The organism is Marinicella marina, from assembly GCF_030065545.1.
Taxonomy (GTDB): domain Bacteria; phylum Pseudomonadota; class Gammaproteobacteria; order Xanthomonadales; family Marinicellaceae; genus Marinicella; species Marinicella marina.
On the sequence record NZ_JASJNC010000002.1, the window covers coordinates 471,282 to 492,217 of the forward strand.

Genomic DNA, 20,936 nt, shown 5'->3' on the forward strand with positions numbered 1-20,936 from the left:
ATGGAAAATTTAAAAATCTCATTGACCACGCAGGAATTATCTTTATGATAATACTCGCTTGTAACTATTTCATTATGCCCAGCGTATAAAATACATGAAAAATAACAACAAAAAGAAATCATTAAACCCTGCAGATTGGGAACTGGCCACTTTAGATGTCATTGCTCATCAAGGCGTCAGTGCGGTTGCTGTTGAGAACATTGCTAAGGCACTTGGAGTTACCAAAGGCAGTTTTTATTGGCATTTTACTAATCGCAAAGACTTGATAGTGGCGGCATTGAAACGTTGGCAGAAAGATGACCGTGCTGTGATTAAGGAAAAAATTTGGTCACTTCCTGATGCACATGAGCGATTGAAGGCTTGGTTTTTACTCAGTGCAGAGCCATTACAAAGCCATTTGATTTATGCCACTTTACTGGCAGACAGACAGCATGACTTTGTTGCCAAAGTGCTCAAAGAAGTGACCTTGGAACGCTTGGCATACCTGCAGAAATCTTATCAGGGCATCGGCTATGATGAGGCCACTTCAAAACAACAGGCCTTGCTGTCTTATTCGGTATATGTCGGCTACTTGCACATGGCCAAAACCTTGCACGGCAAATTCAAAGACACAGAAAATATCGAAAACTATGCAAAATACGTGGCATCGCAGTTGATTCATGAGCCCGAGCAATAAGTTGTTAACATAATTGACAATAGAATAAAGTTGTTTATCGTTGTGGTTTTTGCTAATATCGACTTTAATACGATATTTAGATAACTATAATTATTATACCAAGTCATGCTTCGCCTTATAACTACAATATTATTGTCGGCGTTCTGCACCAGTAACATGGCCGCAGTGATGGCTTATTCTGTGGCTGATGATAATTTTGAAATGCCAGATCATTTGGTGGTTATTGACCTTGAGACCGGTGAATATGAAAGCAGAGGTAAGATTGCAGATCCTTACATAGCGCTTGAGGGTTTGGCTATATCGCCAAGCGGTGTTTTATTCGGTGCCGATGACAACACCAAGACGCTGGTTCAAATTAACACCAATGAGGCCCGTGCTTTCCCAGTCAATAACGTCAATCAAAACCTCGGTTTTGGCGCCATTCCCGCCAGTTATGATTTTGGTATGACCTTCAGCTGTGATGATAAATTACACATGGTCGTTAAAGACACCCAAGAATTATACGAAGTCAATGCCTCCACAGGTGAAGCCAGTTTGATAGGTAATACTGGACATAATTTCACTTCTTTGGCCGCTTGGGGTGATGACTTGTATTCAATTGCTTCTGGTGAGTTTACGCTGTACAAAGTAGACAAAACGACAGCAGAGGCCACTGTTGTTGGTGAGCTGGGCGATTTGGGTGGTGACATCGAATTGGCTGGTTCAGGCATGGCATTTGATGAATCAGGCGATTTATGGATGGTGGTCAATTTGCGCTTATCTGATCCGCTGAACCCTTTCCCATCACGGGTATTCAAAATAAATACCACAACGGGTGAGGCAACTTTAGTTTCAGAAACGTTGGTTGGTATTGAGTCCTTGGCCATCAGTGGTCCTGGTGGCTGTGAGTTCGGTCCTGGTGGTGTACAACCAGTTCCTGTCGATAATCCATTTTCTCTGTTGTTGCTGATTTTGGCGATGATGGGTGTTTCAGCATTCACGCTGCAACGCAGCAGTATTTAAATCCAAACAGCCACTTACCCTTCCATCTTCACACTTTTTTAATTATTGATACAGCATGCGCAATTTATTGAACTGCTGCTGTGTTTAGACTACCTTTTAGCAGTTATAATATCACTTCACATAATCTTATTGGAGAACCAGTCATGGGAATCAGTATGCCTCAATTGCTTATCATCTTGTTGGTGGTGGCGTTGATATTCGGTACAAAAAAGCTCAGAAACATAGGTAATGATTTGGGCAGCGCAGTCAAAGGCTTCAAGAAAGGAATTTCTGACGAAGAGACCCAAGAGCTCAAAGACCAGAGTGCTGAGGATGAGAATAAACAGACCACACAAAACAAAGAAGATTCAGTACAAAAATAATGTTTGATATTGGTTTTACCGAGTTATTGGTCGTCTTTGTGGTGGCATTGCTGGTGGTGGGTCCTGAACGCCTGCCGATGGTGGCTCGAAAGTTTGGCATGTATGTTGGTAAAATGAGGCGTTCTTTTCAGTCAATCAAGGACGAAGTGGAACAAGAACTGGAAATTGAAGCAGTCAAAGCACAACTCAAAGAAAATGCCATGATTGCTGAGGCCAAAGAACTTGAGGCGGAAATGAAGAAAACCATCGGGCCAAGTGATAAAAGTGCGGCCAAAACACCACAAAACAATGAATCAAACACCCAATGACTGATCAAGAACAATCATTGGTGTCTCACTTGGTCGAACTGAGAGGCCGCCTATTGAAAGCGGTTTTATCTGTTTTAATTTTGGTGGTGGTTATGTTCCCATTTGCCGGTGAGATCTATACCATTGTGGCGAAACCAGTGATGGATAATTTGAGTCAAGGTACGGCGATGATAGCCACCGGTGTTTTATCACCTTTTCTGACTCCCTTTAAAATGGTTATTATATTGGCTATCATTATCAGCATGCCGGTGATCATCTATCAAATATGGGCTTTTGTGGCACCCGGACTGTATAAACGAGAGAAAAGGGTGGCCATGCCAATTTTGATTTCAAGCATCATCCTTTTTTATATGGGCTGTGCCTTTGCTTTTTTTGTGGTGTTCCCCATTTTGTTTGTATTCCTGCCCAGCATTGCACCAGAGGGTGTAACTTACATGCCAGACATCAACTCTTACCTCGACATTGTTGTCAGGTTGTTTTTTGCCTTTGGTTTGGCCTTTGAAATACCAGTTGCGGTCATTATTTTGATTTCTTTGGGAGTCACCTCGGCTGAAAAACTGGCCAATGCAAGGCCTTATGTGATCATTGGAATCTTGGTTGTTGCTATGTTGTTGACACCACCGGATCCAAGTTCACAGGTGTTGTTGGCCATCCCCATGTGGATCTTATTTGAGTTTGGCATCATGATGGGCAAAATTTTACGTAAGAAAAATCAAAAAAATAAAGCAGCATCTGACCAGGAAGGTGCCTGAATATAATAACCTTTGTTTCAATTAATCTATGAGTGCTCAAAAACAAATTATTTATCGCAAAGACTACCAAGCCCCAAATTATTGGGTCAAAGCTGTTGACCTGGCTTTTATGGTAGAGGCGGAACACACACTGGTCAAAGCCAGAATCAATTTCAGCCAAAACATACAATTCGACAACACTGAATTGTTTCTAGATGGTATTGACCTGGAGTTATTGGAAATTCAGATCAACGGCAAGCTACTTGAATCAAACCAATACAAACAATCAACCGCTGGATTACATTTATATGACCTGCCAAAGGAATTTGAACTCAAGACCACGGTAAAAATATACCCAGCCAAAAACACCGCACTGGAGGGCTTGTATCAATCAGGTGATTTCTTTCTTACCCAATGTGAGGCAGAGGGATTCAGAAAAATAACTTACTATTTAGATCGCCCCGACGTCTTAGCACCGTTCATGGTGACGATTGTTGCTGATCAATCTCAATATCCGCTGTTACTGTCTAATGGTAACCCACTCTCATCGGGTCAGTTGGGTGGCAACCGGCATTACGCCAAATGGTTTGATCCGCATCCGAAACCCAGCTATTTATTTGCATTGGTCGCTGGTGATTTGGCAGTCATCACCGATTCATACCAAACTTCGGAAGGTCGTGAGGTCACTTTGAATATATATACCGAAGCACAAAACGTTGATGCTTGTGATTTTGCCATGCAATCGTTAATCAATTCGATGCGTTGGGATGAAGAACGATTTGGTTTGGCTTATGACTTGGATGTGTATAACATCGTTGCCACAGATGATTTCAATATGGGGGCCATGGAAAATAAGGGTCTGAATATATTCAACTCGAAATATGTTCTGGCTAAGAAAGACACCGCAACTGACACTGATTTTATTAATGTTGAAGCGGTGATTGGACACGAATATTTTCATAATTGGACCGGTAACCGAGTGACTTGTAAAGATTGGTTTCAGCTCTCTCTGAAAGAGGGTTTGACGGTATTCAGAGACCAAGAGTTTACTGCTGACAGACAATCTCGCTCAGTAAAAAAGATAGAGGATGTGCGCTATCTACGAGCAGCACAGTTTGCTGAAGACGCCTCACCCATGTCGCACTCAGTCAGACCAGATTCATACATCGAAATCAATAATTTTTATACCCTCACTGTTTATGAGAAAGGCGCCCAAGTGGTTGGTATGTACCACACCTTGCTGGGTGAAGCTGGTTTTCAAAAAGGCATGAAATTGTATTTTCAACGGCATGATGGCCAAGCCGTCAGTTGTAATGATTTCCGTAGAGCCATGGCTGATGCCAACCAAGTAGATCTGGAACAGTTTGAATTGTGGTATTCGCAAAATGGCACGCCACAAGTGGATGTGCAAGAGTCTTATGATGCTGAAAAGCAACAACACAGTATCACTTTGAGCCAAAAAGCACCGAAAAACTTTCAAGACCTTGAAGCTTGGCAGGCCATGCACATACCGGTCAGAATGAGCTTGTTTAACAGCCAGGGCGATGCGTATGTTCTGGATAATGATAACAACCAACAAACAGTCATTGAATTAAAAGAACAGTCACAAACCTGGGTGTTTGAGTGCATCAATGAAGCTCCTGTAAGTTCATTGTTTCAAGGTTTTTCAGCGCCGGTCATAGTTAACCATGAGCGCAGCAGTGATGAGTTGGCTTTCTTGATGAAACATGATTCAGATTCCTTCAACCGCTGGGATGCGGCACAAAAGATGCAATCGTCGATCATCATCAATAAGTACCAAGCCTTGTTGAATGATGAGCCCTATGACTGCCCAAGTTATTTTCTTGATTCATTCAGGCATGTTTTGTTGGACAATGAGACCGATCCGGCATTGATTGCTGAGGCCATCACCTTGCCGGCATTAAAGTCCATGATGCTGGCGCTTAACGAAGTTGATATCTTGCTGTTGAATGAGGCCAAAGAATGGCTGGTTGCTATCATCAGTAAAGCGCTGAGTATTGAGTTTTTGTCGGTTTACAACCAAAACTATGTGTCAGAAACCTACCAGGTCAATGCCAGACAGGTGGGTAAAAGAAGTCTCAAGAATCGATGTCTTTGGTATTTGTTACAGAATAACAAGCATGACAAAAATTACCAAGAAATGGCGCAACTGGCTCAGCAACAATACAAAACAGCTGATAATTACACCGATGCGATGGCCGCCTTAAGCGGTTTAACTCACCAGCAGGTTTCAGGTTTTGAAGATTTATTGGGTGAATACTACACCCAATGGCAAGACAACGCCTTGGTGATTAACAAGTGGTTATCAATCCAAGCCACCATTCCAGCTGAAGACACCCTTGAACGGGTCAAACAGCTGATGGACTTGCCGATTTTTTCACTGAAAAACCCTAATGCGGTGCGCAGCGTAATTGGCGCTTTTTGTGCCGGCAACATCACACAATTTCATGCCAAAAACGGCAGCGGTTATGCGTTCTTGGCTGACCAAGTTATTGCTTTGGATGCCATCAATCCACAGGTGGCAGCCAGAATGGTTGGTATATTCAATGATTTTCAGCAATTCAATGCACGCATTCAAGCAAAAATGTTGTTAGAAATGAAACGCATACATGCCACTGAAAACCTATCTGCCAATGTGTTTGAGATCATTGATCGTTCTATTCAAATGGCCAAAGTGTGACACAAAGCACACGTCTGATTTGAATGAAATATTGGCTTTGAATTATTAATAAATGGGATTAAAATTCAATCAATAATTCAATAAATCGATTGTGATATGCATTTTCCAACCATTAAACAACTGAAATATTTCAATGCCCTCATTGAACATAACCACTTTGGCAAAGCAGCGGAAAGCTGTTTTGTATCGCAGTCAGCATTCAGTGTAGCCATTAAAGAACTCGAGAATGCTTTGGGTGGTCGTTTGGTGGATCGGACCAACAAAAGTGTCACAGTCACTAATTTAGGTCGCGAGATATACCAACAGTCTTTGGCTGTTATGGGTGAAATGAAAAAAATGCTCGATTTGGCCCAAGGCAATATGATGCCATTGTCTGGACAATTATCACTGGGCATGATTCCAACCATCGGCCCGTTTGTGTTGCCAGAGTTATTGCCGGAATTGAAGCGGCAATACCCAGATTTGGATTTAGAGATACACGAGGGCAAATCTGCAGATATTTATGATCAATTGATGCGCGGCCAGTTGGATGTGATTTTGTTGGCATTGCCCTATGAAATGCGCAGCGTTGAGACCTTAACCTTATTTAAGGATCGATTCAGACTCATCAGTTCGGTCAATAATCAATGGCTGAAAGGGCGCAAATTTGATATTGATGATTTGGATGATGGTTCGGTTTTATTATTAGATGATGGCCATTGTTTGCGAGACCATGCCATCAGTGCCTGTCACATCAAGCACGTTGATAAAGTCAGCCAGTTCACTGCCAGTAGTTTATTGACTTTGGTTGAAATGGTTAAACAAGATCTGGGCGTCAGTTTCATTCCTGAGATGGCATTGAATTTACCGATATTCAACAGTGAAGAAGTTAAGGTAGACGCTTTGGAATTTGACGCTTATCGTGAGATAGGTTTGGCTTGGCGCAAGGGCAGCACCCGTGCCAAAGAATTCCAAATGTTGGGAGATTGTGTGGTGCAAGCCATTGAGGAAAAGATCACCCTTTATTAATGCAGCGCCGCTTAGTTGGTTTTCAGCCGATGTTGGTGTCAACGTACAAGGGTGATTCTGCTGTTGTGGAGCATGCTGTTAACATCTTTTATACGTGTCTTTTATTGCACATCATTAGAATAGGTATTTCTTAATAATTTGGAGATACATTATGAATTGGGACATCGTAGAAGGTAAATGGGAAAGATTCAAAGGCGAAGCACAGATTAAGTGGGGTAAACTCACAGATGACGATTTGGATGTGATTTCCGGAAATAAAACCAAGCTGGCCGGAAAAATCCAAGAAAAATATGGCTACAGCAAAGAACGTGCTGAGGAAGCTGCTGAGGAATGGAAACAAACACTCGAAAGCTAAACCCAAGTAAGCACGTAAATCCTAAAAACCGCCTTATTCAAGGCGGTTTTTTATTCCATTAATTGAATAGTCTGTTGATCACGCAAACGCTCATTGCCTCTGATAACCACCTCATCACCGACAGCCACTTCGCCTTTGACCGCAATCATGTCGCCTGATGCCAGTCCAGTTTCAACTTCTACTTTATGTGCCAAACCTTCTTTGACAACAAAAAGATGTGCGCCTTGACGTCTCAATACCAAGGCATCTCTGGGCACCGCAACCACCTGTTGAGGCAAACTTTCTGGCACCATCAATTGAATGGGTTCTCCAGGTAGCAGTTGTTCTGATAAATCTTTCAAATGAATCTGAATCTGTCGGCTGTTTGAAGTGGCCGCTGGAATGAAACGTTCGACTTCAGCAGTGAAGGTTTGACCGGCTTGATCAATAAACTGCCACTGTGCACCCACTTGTAATATTGATTTAAGCCTATAGGGTAGTTGGGCCAGTATCTCAGTCTCTGTTGCTGACATGATCTCCAGAAAATCTTGTCCTTCGTTCAAGAACTGACCAGGTTGGGCCAGCTGCACAGTCACAAAACCCTTAAACGGCGCTTTAGGCGTCAAGTTGCTGATGTCGTTTTCAATTTGTTGTAAGCGTGATTTGGCTTGGGCTAAATCTGCGGTAGCGGCTTTTAAATCGGCCTTATTTTTGTCCAAGGCTGTACCAGATGTGAGGTTTTGGTTTTTCAGCGATTCCAAACGCACCGATTCAGATTGAAGAAAATCGACTTGGGCTTGTTGACTGGCTATGGCATTGCGTAATTCATCCAGCCTTAAAGCATATTCCTCATCAGCAATCAGCCCCAGTGGTTCACCTCGCTCAATGATTTGACCAATATTGGCTATTTCAATCACGCGACCGCTGGATTGGGCCCTGATGGTGGTGATGTATTTTGCTTTTGAAAAAGCGGCAACTGCACGCGTGGGAGCCATTTCAGTGCTGATTGCTGTTGCTGTTTTTACCATTGCAGGTGGTGGCCCCTGTTGTGCCCACAATGGGTTCATGCCCATAACAGACAACAACATGAAGGCGATGCTTTTGGGCCATTTTATTTTATGTGGTTGCAACTTGAGACTCCTGTTGATTTGTTCCAGTTAATTTTAATAAACTTGGTAATAAGACCAAGGTGAAAAGGGTACTGATGAGCATGCCGCCAACAATCACAGCAGCCAAGCCACGATACAGTTCGGTGCCTGACCCTGGCATCAACAACAAAGGCAACATGCCAAAGATGCTGGTAAAGGTACTCATAAATATGGGGCGCAAACGCAGCCTTACTGCGTTAGAGACCGCATCACTGGTACTCATACCGAGTTTTTCAGCATCACGTGCGCGCAGTACCAATAAAATCGCATTGTTGACCACTAAACCCAGCAGAATCACAAAGCCAATCATGGTCAATAAATCCATCGATTGGCTTGAATCTCCAAAGCCGCGTAAGATGCCATCCAGCACTCGCAAACCCAAAATGCCACCCACTGTGGCCATCGGTAGCGTGGTCACCACCAATAAAGCATCTTTGAATGATTGGAACATGGCACTGATTAATAGGTAAAGGATGATGATGGCCAACAAGAAAGAACCTGATAAACTCGACAAAGCTTCATCCAGTGCTTCAGCAGTACCCCGGTAAGATACGCTGCTGCCATCTGATAAACGTTCCAATACAAAAGGCGTAAGTTCAGCTTTAAGTAAGTCAATGGCAGATTCCAGTGGCATGTCGGTTGGCGGTGTTACTTGTAAGGTCAAGGTTCTGGCCCGATCAACCCTTAATATTTGTGTCGGTCCAGCGGTCCTCTCAATGAAAGTGAGTTGGTCTAATGGCACCACATCGCCATTGGTGGTGTACAGCGGTGTGGCGGCTAAATCCTCAGGGGTTTGCCAGTGTTCTGCACGCAGTACCACGTTCATGCGCTTATTGCCATCGAAGTACTCGCCAACGAAAGCACCGGTTCCCATTGAACGCAAAACTGTGTTGAGTTGGTTGCGTGACCAACCAGCCTCTGCAATCGCCCGGTCATTGGGCTTGATGTTGATTTCTGGCGCCCCTAACTCCAGCCCAGGAGTGGTGCTCAAGCGAACACCTGGAATCATTTGTTCGACTTTATCGTAGGCCAATTGACCGACAATCAATAATTGGTCAAAATTTTCAGTTTGGATGTCGACATTGATGCTGCGCCCAGTTCTTGAGCCACCGCCAAACACACCACGGCGTCCAGCAAAACCACGTGTGTCTGGCATGCCCCTGAGAATTTCACTGTTTACGATGCCAAGCATTTGGCCCATGTCTTCATCATTTTCCATGCGAAAACCCATGAAACCACCGCCACCAAAAACACCAAAAAAGTAACTTTGGACTTTGGGTGCTTTTTCACCTTCATAATATGGCCGCATGCGCTCAGCAACCACCTCTGCCAACTCTTCTTTAGCGATTTGATAAGACATCCCTGGCGGTGCTTGGACGCCACCAAATGCAAAATTTCTTTTACCTTCAGGCAGATAATCAGCAGGAGGTCGCAGAAAGTAAGCCAAAGTCAGAGGAATGATCAGCAGCGCAGCAACCCAGCTGATTTGTTGCGTTCGAGTGGCTGTCAGGCGATTCAAAAAGTCAGTGATCGATTGCCAAGTTTGACCATGTTTGTCATCGAAATCCGATCGGTGAATGAATTTAACCGTGGCGGCTGGTAGGACTGTGATGGCCACAATCAGTGAAAAAACCACTGAAATGGATATGGTCAATGCCAGATCAGTGAATAATTGACCCGCTTCATCTTTGAGAAACACCACGGGTAGAAAAATCGCCACGGTGGTCGCGGTTGATGCCAGCAATGCGCCCCAAACTTGTTGTGAACCGATCTTTGCCGCTTCATCGGCAGACTTACCCATTTCACGGTGTCTGACAATGTTTTCCAGAACCACAATGGCGGCATCCAAAACCATGCCCGTAGCAAAAGCCAATCCAGCCAATGAGATGATGTTCAAGGTGCGACCAAAGGCATCCAATAATATGAAGGCACCCATCAAGCAAATAGGGATGGCCACAGCGACAATCAATGCTGGGGTTTTTTTGCGCAGAAAGGCCCACAAAATAAAAATGGCCAGTAACATACCCAGAATCAGGTTATTTCGAACCATATCAACTGAACCATTGGTATAAATAGATTCATCATATACTTGTGTGATATAGAGTCCTGCGGGATCCAATGTGGTCTCTTGTAGTTCGCTTACTTTGAGTTTGATGTTGTCCATCAAATCAAGTAAGTTCACACCCGCCTCGGGAATGATGTTGGCGGCGATTGATTGGCCACCATTTTGTAAAATCAAGCCGCTGGGGTCTTGCAGCACCACGTCAATTGTCGCTATGTCTTTGAGGTAAATGGGTTGCCCCTCACGCCAGTCAATGACGTAATCAGAGAGTGCTTGATAGTCATATTTGCTCTCAAAACGCATGGTGTATTTTCTTTTGCCCACATCTTTGGTGCCCATCGATGTGTTGGTGAAATTGCCACCGACTCCGCCCAGTTGGGTCAAGTCCACTCCCAGAGCGGCTGCTTGATAAGGATCGTAACTGATGCGCACCTCATAATTGCGTCCACCAAATGAGTTGGCCGATGAAACGCCATTGACTTGTTCTAACTTTGGTAAAAAGTTGTCGTTGACGAAATCTTGGTAGGTAACAATGGATTGTTTATTTTCTGGTTTTGGTCTGATAGCAAACCAAGCAATGGCGTTGCCAAAATTCCTGCCACCAATCCGCAATGTGGGCTCGTTGGCATCCACCGGATAACCCGGTACTTGGTTGAGGCGGTTAATGACTTCAATCAGAGAGCGTTGCATATCAACATCGGCACCGAACTCCATGTCGATGCTGGCTGATGCGTAGCTGGCAGTTGCTGCCATGCGCTCGACCCCAGGCATGCCACGAAATACATTCTCTTGTAGCTCCAAAATTTCTGATTCAATTTCTTCCGGTGCAGCACCTGGCCAACTGGTAGAAATGTTGATGGTGGGGCGTTCCACATTGGGTGCCATTTGAATGGGTAAACGATTCAAACTGATGTAACCAAAAATGACAACCAATATAATGGCCACCAATACAGCAACTTTATTGGATAATGCGGCTTCAGTTAATTTCATAGTCAGTCTGACTCCTTAGATAAGGGTTTATTTTATCAAGTGCAAGGACACTGTGTCTGTGCCACAAGTAACCAGTACCCATTCTATTTTATCATGGAGTATATAGAATCCATTTAAATGTATCATTGGTGAGGTGGTTCTATCCAAATCATAGTGGCCATGCGATGAGGGTTCTGGTTCTCACGCCAGGAATAATAGTTACCACTGAGGTAGGTGCATTCATTGGATTGTTGAATCTGTTTTACGCCACATGCTTGCAGTTGTAAACTGGCCAGTTGATATAAATCTGCGTGGCTTTTTCCTTGACTGATTGGACTGAAAGCAGAGGCAGCATCAGGGTGCTGATTGAGGTAATTTTCGACAAAAGCAGCATCCACTTCATATTGGGCAGCCTGAATGCAAGGCCCAAACCAGGCGTAAACCTCGTGGCTGCTGTTTATCTTCTTTACTGTCAAATCCAAAATGCCAGCAATCAAGCTGCGCCATCCGCAATGTACTGCCGCAACAAAAGAAGTTTGCTTGTCAGTCATTAATACCGGTAAACAATCGGCCGTCATTATCGCGCAAACAATTCCTGGTTTGCGGGTGAAGCAAGCATCGGCTTGATGCTGAAAATGAGTTTGCGGCATTTCTTGGTACTCAATTATTTGGTTACCATGAACCTGTCGCAATAACTTTACATGATGGGGCAGTTGGAACTTTTCAGTGAGTTGCTCAAGTCCAATTTTATGATGGTGTTCCGGGTGTACGCAAAAAGCTTGATTGGGAGATAAAAATCGAGTGGTTTGTACCGCACGAATCGATGGTTTTGGGTCATCTGCTTGAGTGAGCCATTGGTTGATGGGGTGTGTCATAATAAAAAGAAGGGCCAATTTAAGTAATTATGTGGAAGAGGGAGTAAAGCCACATGAATCTAGGAATTGAGTAATCGGCCCCTTTGGAATATTCCGATAAACTAATATTAACCAAAAATGCGAACAAATGCTCATGTTTTGTGAATTATTCGACGTATTCCACCTCAAAATCGTCATTTTCTTGCTGTTTTTGGTCCAGATATGCCAAATCATCAATCAACTGACACAAATCGTCAGGTATTTCAGCTTCAACTGATATGTATTTATTTGTGAATGGATGTATAAATTCAAGCTTTTCGGCATGCAAAGCCTGTCTTGGATAGGCACGAATGATGTCCTTCATTTCATTATCAACGCTGGCATCTACACGTTTGGGGTTGCCATACAATGGATCGCCAATCAAAGGATGACCGAGGTGGTGCATGTGCACCCTGATTTGGTGTGTTCGTCCTGTTTCTAAATTCACTTTCAAACTGGTGTAATGATCAAAAAACTCAATGGGTTCATAATGGGTAATCGCTTGTTTACCATTCATCACCACCGCCATTTTAATTCGCTGGGTTTTGTGTCGGCCCATTTGGTTGTCAATCTGACCGGCAAACGGGATGTGACCTTTCACCACACAAAAATACTGTCGCTTGATGTCGTGTGTTTTCAGCAGATCTATCAGTTTTAACTGACACTCAGATGTTTTTGCTACCACCATCAATCCAGATGTGTCTTTGTCCAGTCGATGTACAATGCCTGCTCGGTTAAGCATGGCCTGATTTTCACTCAGGGCCAATAATCCATTGAGCAATGTGCCATTGGGGTTGCCGCTGCCTGGGTGCACCACCAAGCCGGCTGGTTTGTTGAGGATCAACAGGTAATCATCCTCAAATACAATGTCCAAATCCATGGCTTCAGGTTGATCATTTACTGCTTGTTCCAATTGTATATCAAGCGCTATCACCTCAAATCCTTTCAAAAGGGTTTTGCTTTTGGTATTATTGCCGCTGATTTTGACATTTCCTTGTTTTATCCATTGTTGAATGGTTCCTCTGGAATGTTCTGGAAAAAGTGACGTCAAATATTGATCAATGCGTGTACCCTGAGCATCAGCGGTAACATGGATTGTTTGTTTTATGGTGTGTGTAGATTCGGTCATGGGGGTATTTTACCTTGACCTAATTGGGTTTAACCAATGAAAATCCGGATGATTTAACCAATCTTTACAGGCCCAAACGTTAATCTATCTCGTTTTTGAATTTTCAACTGTAACAGAGATGGAAAAAATAGGTATAGATATGTTGCACAACAACAAAACACACTGGGCAAAACTTTGTCTACTCATCATCTTATCAGTGGCCGTATTGCAAGGCTGCGGCAAAAAAGATGAAATCAGGGAAGTTGAAGTCACAAAACTCAGTGATTTAGAGATGTATTTGGCCGGTAAGCGGGCATTGGATGCCGGGGCTTGGTCAACAGCAGCTTTGAAATACAAAGCATTGCGTTCGCACTATCCTTTTGGCCACTACACCGAGCAAGGTTCATTGGAATTGGCCTATGCACAATATAAGATGTATCAAATGGAACAGGCTATTTCTAGTGTTGATCGGTTCATCAAGAATTACCCAGCGCATAAAAATTTAGATTACGCCTATTATCTGAAAGGTTTGATTTACTTCGATTCAGACCGCGGTTTGATGCAACGCATTAATCCAGATAAGTCAGCTGACAGGAACCAAGAAAACGTGCGCAATGCATTTACCGCATTCAGAAACTTCATTGAACGTTACCCAGAGAGTTCATATGCACCTGACGCGCAAAAACGCATGATTCATTTAAAAAACAAGCTCGCTGCCTATGAAGTTCAGGTTGCTCGATATTATTTGCGCCGAGGTGCACCCATTGCTGCGGTGAACCGTGCTAAGTTTGTGCTGGAATCTTTTCAAGACACGCCGGCTGTGCCGCATGCGCTGGCTTTGATGGTTGAGTCATATAAAAAATTGAATGAAGATGAATTGGCTATGCAAAGTGAAGAAATGCTGGCCGCAAACTTTCCAAATCATAATTACCTCAGCGAAGGTAAATTAGATTTAAGTACAGACGTGCTGGAATGGAAGGACATTTGGCCTTTCTGATTATTCATTAAAACAAGCAGAGGCCAGTCAATATGATGTCATTTGGCTGGCTTTTTTACATCCACCCATAAAACGAGGAAAAGCGCGATGGACATATTATCAGCAACCATTCTGTTTTTTTTGATTCTAGACCCTTTGGGCAATGTACCGATTTTTATTTCGCACCTAGAAAAATGTGAAAATCGCTTCAGGGTTTTGGCCCGAGAGCTGTTATTGGCCTTGGCCATCCTGTTTTTGTTTTTGTTTTTCGGTAAACAAATGCTGGAGTTTTTGCACTTAGAACAAACTTCAGTGTCTTTGGCTGGCGCCATCATTTTGTTCATCATCGCGTTGCGGATGATTTTTCCAGTGAGTAAACAGTACGGCGATGAGGACATGGATGACGACCCATTCATCGTGCCGCTGGCCATTCCATTGGTTGCAGGGCCCTCCATTCTGGCAACTTTAATCTTACTGGCCAGTAAACATCCGGAGCAGTTCAATGTTTTGGCCATTGCCTTGTTCATTGCATGGTTGTTATCGGCCATTATCTTATTTTCGGCCACAGCCATGCAAAAATACTTAGGCAAAAATGGCATGATAGCCATCGAACGCCTGATGGGTATGATATTGATAGCGATTGCTGTGCAGATGTTTTTGGATGCGATCAGGGCATTTTTGGTTTCAATTAAAATCTAAGTATGGATTAAATACAGCTGATATTCACTTGCTATTCAGGCAAAGCACCCTATAATTTCACCAGCACTGATTCATCGAGAACAGTGACTTATTAAACGGGTCAACCAATTGGCTTGACCACCAACTATGAGGACTTGATCTGTGAATCGACAGGTACCTGAAAAAATCGCCATTGTGGGTAATGGCAAAGTGGCTAAACACATGATTCATTATTTTGAATCAGTCGGACAGCCTTATATTCATTGGTTTCGTCAAACCACTGACTCAACTCAAACTGCTGGACTTTCCAGACTGGCACGTTTCAAACAAAAACTTTTTACCACACGTGATACCCATGGGGGCAATTTCATCAGTGTATTGGGCCCTGTCCAAAAAGTACTGTTACTGTTACCCGATGACCAGATTGAACCATTCATCCAGTCACATCCTGAACTGAAGTCAAGAACCTGTATTCACTGTTCTGGTTCATTGCAAAGTGAACTGGCCATTGGCTGTCATCCACTGATGACATTTGGTCCAGATCTTTATGAGCTTGATTGTTATAAAAAAATTCCTTTCGTGGTTGATGAAGGTGCAGATTTCTCACAGCTGTTTCCGTTGTTGTCTAACCCGTCTTACAGCATCAAAAGTGAACACAAAGCCACATACCATGCATTGTGTGTGATGGCTGGAAACTTCAGTCAAATGCTCTGGCGAGCGGTCAATGAGCAATTGCCTGAACTTGGGTTACCTGACCATGTCATGAATTTGTACCTGGCACAAAATACCACCAATTTCATTGTAAATCCGCAGGCCGCCGCCACTGGGCCGTTGGTGCGTGGGGACCAACTTACCATCGGCAAACACATTAAAGCGCTACAAACTAATCCGTTGGCTGATATTTACCAAGCCTTTCTGGATTTACACCAATCGCCCGCTACCCAACCTCAGAGGAAAAGTTCATGATTTCTATAAATCATTTATATGCCAAACAACAAGCAGGTGAGAAGTTGACGATGTTAACTTGTTATGACTATTCATCGGCACGCATCATGAATCAATCAGACATCGAGATGATACTGGTTGGTGATTCTGCTGCCATGGTGATGCACGGCGAAAATTCGACCCTGCCAATTGATGTTGATACCATGGCACAACATGTGAAGGCAGTGGCCAAAGGAGCTCCTGACAAGTTCATCATTGGTGACATGCCATTTTTATCCTATCGGAAATCGTTGGATGAAAATATGACAGCGGTTGAGAAACTGATGAAGGCCGGTGCCCATGCCATCAAGCTAGAGGGCGTGGCGGGCAATGAAGATTTAATCAAACACATTGTTGAATCTGGGGTGCCGGTAATGGGACATTTGGGCTTGACCCCGCAGTCTGTCAATCAATTCGGTGGATTCAAGGTGCAAGGTAAATCCAGTGACGAGCGCGTTCGTATCATTAATGAGGCCAAAAAGCTCGAGTCATTAGGTTGTTTTTCCGTGGTGCTCGAATGTGTACCTGATGAATTAACTCAGGAACTGGTGCAGCACATTGACATGATATCTATTGGTATTGGTGCAGGTTCTGCGGTCGACGGTCAAGTACTGGTGATGCAGGATATGTTGGGCTTTTCATCTCAATTCAGTCCTAAATTTTTGCGCCGCTACCTGAACACGGAACAGTTATTTCTCGAGGCTTTCAATGCCTTTGCCAAAGATACCAGGGAACAAAATTACCCGGATGACTCGGAGCAATACTGATGCATCAAATCAAACAAATCAATGCCTTGCAGGCATACCGTGCTGAGCTAAGAGGCACGGTTGGTTTTGTACCCACAATGGGTGCCTTACATGCAGGACATTTATCATTGATTGAGGTGGCACTGAATGAAAATGACCATGTATTGGTCAGTATTTTTGTTAACCCAACACAATTTGATCAATCCAGCGACTTAGAGAATTACCCCAATCAACTGGCTGAGGACCTGAGACAACTAGAAAAAATAGGCGTCACTGCTGTGTTTACTCCAGATTATGCAGCGTTGTATCCAGATAATTACAATTACCAAATCATTGAAAAAGAACTCAGTCAGCGGTTTTGTGGTGCCCACAGGGCCGGACACTTTGATGGCGTATTGTCAGTGGTGATTAAACTTTTAAACCTGACTGTCAGTGATAAGGCGTATTTTGGAGAAAAGGATTATCAACAGCTGCAACTGATCAAAGGCATGGTTGCAGCTTTTTTCATTCCTTGTGAGATTGTTGCTTGTCCGATCATCAGAGAGCCCGACGGCCTGGCCATGAGTTCAAGGAACGTGAGATTGAGTGCAGTGGAGCGAAAAATTGCCCCCGAGCTTTACGCCACCCTGATCAATCAAGATTCACTGGCCGATAAAACCAGTCATTTGAATGACATTGGATTCGAAGTTGACTACTTAGAACAGCTCGATGATCGTTTGCTTATCGCAGCCAGATTAGGGCAAGTACGCTTGATAGATAACGTACCCATCAGTGCAGGAGCGAGGTCATGAAACGATTGTTATTGATGTCTGGTTCGATTGCTTGTGCCAAGGCAACACAATTGATATCAACCTGGGTCAAACAAGGTGATGAGGTACGCGTGGTATGTACCCCGGGTACTTTAAACTTTGTTGGCGAAGCGACGCTGGAAGGCTTAAGTCAAAACCCAGTAATGACCTCGGTTTATGAGTCGGGAGCCATGATGGATCACATCCATGTCAGTCGTTGGGCAGATCAGATTATCTTGTGTCCAGCCACTGCTAATGTGATCAATAAATTGGCTGCTGGCATTGCTGATGATGCCGTAACCACAGTATTTGTGGCGGCATTTGGTTTACAAAAACCACTGTTGGTTGTGCCGGCGATGAACACCATGATGTGGCAATATCCCGCAACTCAGGTCGCAGTTAATACCCTACAAGACTGGGGGGTGACTTTGCTGGCACCCGAGCAAGGTGACTTGGCATGTGGTGAGCAGGGTGCAGGGCGTATGCCTGAAATAGAAGATATCCTCAAAAAACTGGAGCACTTGGTATGAAAATATTAATAACTGCTGGCGGTACCAAGGAGTACATTGATGGTGTGCGTTACATCGGTAACAGCAGCAGCGGTAAAACCGGTGCAGTGCTCAGTGATTATTTGTCTCGGCAAGGTCATGATGTTACCTGGTTAGGGGCCAAAGCAGCAATCAAGCCAAGGCAGCCAGTGGCACAAATCTGTTATGAAACGTTTGAGGAACTGGCGCATGAATTAGCGCAAGCTTTGAAACAGCACCATTATGACGTTATTTTTCAAGCTGCCGCTGTCAGTGATTTCAAAGTAACTGCAGTGCTGTTAGATGGACAAAAGTTTGCGGCTGGACGTGATGTGAAGTTACCCACAGCCGATCAGGTCGAATTGCAGTTAAGCAAACAACCCAAGCTGGTTTCAGCACTGAAATCTTGGTCTTTGAACCCAGCGGTCACCGTGGTGGCCTTCAAATTAACTAACTCAAATGACAGCGATGTCAGACAGGCTGCTGTTAACAAGTTGATCAATCAAGCAGCCATAAATTTTGTCGCACACAATGACTTGCATGAAATCAGTGAGCAAAGCCATAGGTTCACTTTACACAGCAAAAAGCACACTGAGCAATGCGACGACATCAGAGCTTTGTGCGATGCCATATTGAGTAAGACAGAGGTGATGGCATGATTTTATGTTTAGATATAGGTAACAGTCACATGCATGGTGGTGTATTTGACGGCGATGAACTGAAAGTACAATTCAGGATGGCCTCAAAAACCGGTGCATCCTCCGATGAGTACGGTGTTTTCTTACGCAGCGTATTACGCGAAAATGGTATCAACCATGAACAAATAGAAGCGATATCACTGTGTTCTGTGGTGCCAGAAGTGTTGTATCCCATCAATGCCTGTTGTCAGAAATATTTTGATATTGAACCGTTTGTATTACAAGCTGGGGTTAAAACGGGTTTACAGATAGGTTATCGCAACCCGTTGGAAGTCGGGGCAGATAGAATTGCCAATGCCATTGCCATCACGCATTTGTTTCCCAACCAAGATGCCATTGTGATTGATTTAGGTACAGCGACCACATTTTGTGCCATCTCTGCTGCCAGAAAGTACCTTGGAGGAGTCATCATGCCAGGCATGAAGATGTCTATGAAGGCACTGGAATCTGGCGCCTCAAAGTTGGGCTCAGTTGAGATTGTTGAGCGCGAAGAGGTATTGGGAAGAACCACCAATGAAAGCATTCAATCGGGTTTGTTTTATGGTGCCAGAGGCGCCATCAAAGAAATCATTCAGGGCTTAAAACAACAGTCCTTCAAAGGCAACCAACCACATATCATAGGTACCGGCGGATTCACATCTGTGTTCAGAAGCGCCGGTATCTTCAACGAAATCATTCCAGATTTGGTCCTCAAGGGCCTGTATCTGGCATACAAAATTAATCAGGAGAAAAATTGATGAATTTAACCATGTTACACAGCAAAATCCACCGCGCCACCATTACTGACGCCAACTTGAACTACGAGGGTTCTGTGTCAATCTGTCCCGATTTGATCAAAGCCGCTGGCTTGTTGATTAACCAACAAATTGATGTTTTGAACTGTAACAGCGGTTCCCGCTTGACCACCTATGTGATTGAGGGCGGTCCAGGTGAAATCTGTTTGAATGGTGCTGCAGCCAGACACAACCAGCCAGGTGACTTGGTTATCTTGGCAGCTTATTGTTCGCTTGATGCCGAGGAGGCTAAAACCCACCAACCCAATCTGGTTTTTGTTGACAGCGAGAATAACATCAGTAGCTTAAAAAATGCCGAGACACATCAAAAAGAAAACTTTGAGCATGCGGCTTAAGCAGCAAGTTCGAAGTATTCTGATTTAGCAGCTTACTCATCTATCATCAAGAGGCGGTATCAGTTAGAATAGGCCGCCTTTGAACCAGGGTATACAAACATGGCTGAATTTGGGCAAGCATTTACCACGAAAATGTCGGTGGCATATTACAAGGATCAGCAGTGGTCTGATGCAAAAGTTCAACCGTTGGCACCATTCAGTTTGCACCCTGCCACCCACGTCTTACATTATTCGAGTACTTGTTTCGAAGGCTTAAAAGCTTACCGTTGGCAAGACGGTTCTATCCACTTATTCAGGTACCAAGAAAACATCAAACGTTTGCGCAACAGTGCGGCGTCCTTGTGTTTGCCGGTTCCATCAGCAGCCTTGGTTGAGCAGGCGATTTTGTCTGCCATCCGTGCGGTAGAAAAAGAGATACCTGCACTGCCAGGTGCTTTGTATGTGCGGCCCACATTGATTGGTACGGAGTTGAACATTGGTGCAGCTGGCCGTGGTTCTCATGAAGCAATGTTGTATGTTATTACCTCACCAGTGGGTGACTATTTTGAAGGTGGTGTGAGGCCTTTGAAATTATTGATTGATGATGAAAATATGCGCTCTACACCGAAATTTGGGCAGGTCAAAACCGGCGGCAATTATGCCGCTTCTTTGGGGTCTGTGACCCAAGCCAGAAAAGAGTTGGGTGCTGATCAAGTGTTATTCTGTCCAGGTGGTCAAGTGCAAGAAACAGGTGCAGCTAATTTCATGGTAATCAAAGGCCAGAAAATCATCACCAAATCCCTTGATGGCTCTATTCTGCCTGGTATCACCAGGGACTCATTGCTCACAATCGCCAAAGAGTCTGGCTATCAAATTGAAGAAGTGAATTATTCTGTGGCCGATTTGTTGCAGATGTTGCCTGATTCAGAAGCTTTCTTATCAGGAACAGCAGCGGTGGTTTCACCAGTGGGTTCATTGATTCATAATGGCACCATCCATCAAGTGGGTGATGGTGGCGTTGGTGCCAAAACCATGCAACTGAGAACTGCTTTAACCGCAATCCAAACCGGCCAGGCCAAGGACCCATGGGTTTGGACAACCGGTATTTGATTCAAAACCAAGCTTATTT

22 protein-coding genes are annotated in these 20,936 nt (G+C 44.0%); 18 read left to right on the top strand and 4 right to left on the bottom strand.

The features are described 5' to 3' along the window. Positions 1-94: 94 nt before the first annotated feature. The 8 genes from QNI24_RS04770 (at position 95) to QNI24_RS04805 (ending at position 7,143) form a co-directional block, all read left to right on the top strand. Positions 95-676, top strand: coding sequence for a TetR/AcrR family transcriptional regulator (locus QNI24_RS04770; RefSeq protein WP_267175143.1), 582 nt, complete (start codon positions 95-97; stop codon positions 674-676). A gap of 156 nt (positions 677-832) precedes the next feature. Beyond that, positions 833-1,678: an NHL repeat-containing protein gene (locus QNI24_RS04775; RefSeq protein WP_267175144.1), complete on the top strand. Its 846-nt coding sequence runs from the start codon at positions 833-835 to the stop codon at positions 1,676-1,678. A 143-nt stretch (positions 1,679-1,821) separates the two neighbouring features. Then, positions 1,822-2,040, top strand: coding sequence for a Sec-independent protein translocase subunit TatA (gene tatA / locus QNI24_RS04780; protein ID WP_267175145.1), 219 nt, complete (start codon positions 1,822-1,824; stop codon positions 2,038-2,040). Beyond that, positions 2,040-2,348, top strand: a complete 309-nt coding sequence (gene tatB, locus QNI24_RS04785) for a Sec-independent protein translocase protein TatB (protein ID WP_267175146.1) — start codon at positions 2,040-2,042, stop codon at positions 2,346-2,348. Before tatA ends, tatB begins: the two co-directional genes overlap by 1 nt. Continuing rightward, on the top strand, positions 2,345-3,100 hold the full coding sequence (tatC, locus tag QNI24_RS04790) for a twin-arginine translocase subunit TatC (protein WP_267175147.1): 756 nt from the start codon (positions 2,345-2,347) through the stop codon (positions 3,098-3,100). The genes tatB and tatC overlap by 4 nt, the downstream gene beginning before the upstream one ends. A 28-nt stretch (positions 3,101-3,128) precedes the next feature. Beyond that, positions 3,129-5,780, top strand: coding sequence for an aminopeptidase N (gene pepN, locus QNI24_RS04795; RefSeq protein WP_267175148.1), 2,652 nt, complete (start codon positions 3,129-3,131; stop codon positions 5,778-5,780). 96 nt (positions 5,781-5,876) lie between these two features. Then, on the top strand, positions 5,877-6,788 hold the full coding sequence (locus QNI24_RS04800; RefSeq protein WP_267175149.1) for a hydrogen peroxide-inducible genes activator: 912 nt from the start codon (positions 5,877-5,879) through the stop codon (positions 6,786-6,788). Between the two features lie 151 nt (positions 6,789-6,939). Beyond that, positions 6,940-7,143 (top strand): CsbD family protein, encoded by a 204-nt coding sequence (locus QNI24_RS04805; protein WP_267175150.1) that lies wholly within the window; start codon positions 6,940-6,942, stop codon positions 7,141-7,143. A 50-nt stretch (positions 7,144-7,193) separates the two neighbouring features. Here QNI24_RS04805 and QNI24_RS04810 read toward each other — a convergent pair whose 3' ends face one another. The 4 genes from QNI24_RS04810 to QNI24_RS04825 form a co-directional block, all read right to left on the bottom strand. Further along, positions 7,194-8,252 (bottom strand): efflux RND transporter periplasmic adaptor subunit, encoded by a 1,059-nt coding sequence (locus QNI24_RS04810; protein ID WP_267175151.1) that lies wholly within the window; start codon positions 8,250-8,252, stop codon positions 7,194-7,196. Further along, positions 8,239-11,322, bottom strand: coding sequence for an efflux RND transporter permease subunit (locus QNI24_RS04815; protein WP_267175152.1), 3,084 nt, complete (start codon positions 11,320-11,322; stop codon positions 8,239-8,241). The genes QNI24_RS04810 and QNI24_RS04815 overlap by 14 nt, the downstream gene beginning before the upstream one ends. A gap of 122 nt (positions 11,323-11,444) precedes the next feature. Continuing rightward, complete coding sequence (gene pgeF, locus QNI24_RS04820; protein WP_267175153.1) at positions 11,445-12,176, bottom strand: peptidoglycan editing factor PgeF; 732 nt, start codon at positions 12,174-12,176, stop codon at positions 11,445-11,447. Between the two features lie 145 nt (positions 12,177-12,321). Beyond that, positions 12,322-13,323, bottom strand: coding sequence for an RluA family pseudouridine synthase (locus QNI24_RS04825; protein WP_267175154.1), 1,002 nt, complete (start codon positions 13,321-13,323; stop codon positions 12,322-12,324). 118 nt (positions 13,324-13,441) lie between these two features. Here QNI24_RS04825 and QNI24_RS04830 point away from each other — a divergent pair, with 118 nt between their 5' ends. The 10 genes from QNI24_RS04830 to QNI24_RS04875 all read left to right on the top strand — a co-directional run bounded on the left by QNI24_RS04830 (position 13,442) and on the right by QNI24_RS04875 (position 20,917). Next, on the top strand, positions 13,442-14,299 hold the full coding sequence (locus tag QNI24_RS04830; RefSeq protein ID WP_267175155.1) for an outer membrane protein assembly factor BamD: 858 nt from the start codon (positions 13,442-13,444) through the stop codon (positions 14,297-14,299). Positions 14,300-14,386: 87 nt separating this feature from the next. Then, positions 14,387-14,977: a MarC family protein gene (locus tag QNI24_RS04835; RefSeq protein ID WP_267175156.1), complete on the top strand. Its 591-nt coding sequence runs from the start codon at positions 14,387-14,389 to the stop codon at positions 14,975-14,977. Positions 14,978-15,118: 141 nt separating this feature from the next. Beyond that, a complete protein-coding gene (locus tag QNI24_RS04840; protein WP_267175157.1) occupies positions 15,119-15,922 on the top strand; it encodes a DUF2520 domain-containing protein in 804 nt (267 codons plus the stop codon). After that, positions 15,919-16,707, top strand: a complete 789-nt coding sequence (gene panB / locus QNI24_RS04845; RefSeq protein WP_267175158.1) for a 3-methyl-2-oxobutanoate hydroxymethyltransferase — start codon at positions 15,919-15,921, stop codon at positions 16,705-16,707. Before QNI24_RS04840 ends, panB begins: the two co-directional genes overlap by 4 nt. Continuing rightward, a complete protein-coding gene (gene panC, locus QNI24_RS04850) occupies positions 16,707-17,477 on the top strand; it encodes a pantoate--beta-alanine ligase (RefSeq protein ID WP_267175159.1) in 771 nt (256 codons plus the stop codon). Before panB ends, panC begins: the two co-directional genes overlap by 1 nt. Continuing rightward, the gene (locus QNI24_RS04855) at positions 17,474-18,004 is read left to right on the top strand and encodes a flavoprotein (RefSeq protein ID WP_267175160.1); all 531 of its coding nucleotides are present in this window, start codon (positions 17,474-17,476) and stop codon (positions 18,002-18,004) included. The genes panC and QNI24_RS04855 overlap by 4 nt, the downstream gene beginning before the upstream one ends. Continuing rightward, on the top strand, positions 18,001-18,660 hold the full coding sequence (locus QNI24_RS04860; protein ID WP_267175161.1) for a phosphopantothenoylcysteine decarboxylase domain-containing protein: 660 nt from the start codon (positions 18,001-18,003) through the stop codon (positions 18,658-18,660). Before QNI24_RS04855 ends, QNI24_RS04860 begins: the two co-directional genes overlap by 4 nt. Beyond that, positions 18,657-19,436 carry a type III pantothenate kinase gene (locus QNI24_RS04865; RefSeq protein ID WP_267175162.1) on the top strand — a complete coding sequence of 260 codons (780 nt, stop codon included), beginning with the start codon at positions 18,657-18,659 and terminating at the stop codon, positions 19,434-19,436. The genes QNI24_RS04860 and QNI24_RS04865 overlap by 4 nt, the downstream gene beginning before the upstream one ends. Next, a complete protein-coding gene (gene panD / locus QNI24_RS04870; protein ID WP_267175163.1) occupies positions 19,436-19,828 on the top strand; it encodes an aspartate 1-decarboxylase in 393 nt (130 codons plus the stop codon). The genes QNI24_RS04865 and panD overlap by 1 nt, the downstream gene beginning before the upstream one ends. A gap of 99 nt (positions 19,829-19,927) precedes the next feature. Continuing rightward, the gene (locus tag QNI24_RS04875; protein ID WP_267175164.1) at positions 19,928-20,917 is read left to right on the top strand and encodes a branched-chain amino acid aminotransferase; all 990 of its coding nucleotides are present in this window, start codon (positions 19,928-19,930) and stop codon (positions 20,915-20,917) included. Positions 20,918-20,936: the final 19 nt, after the last annotated feature.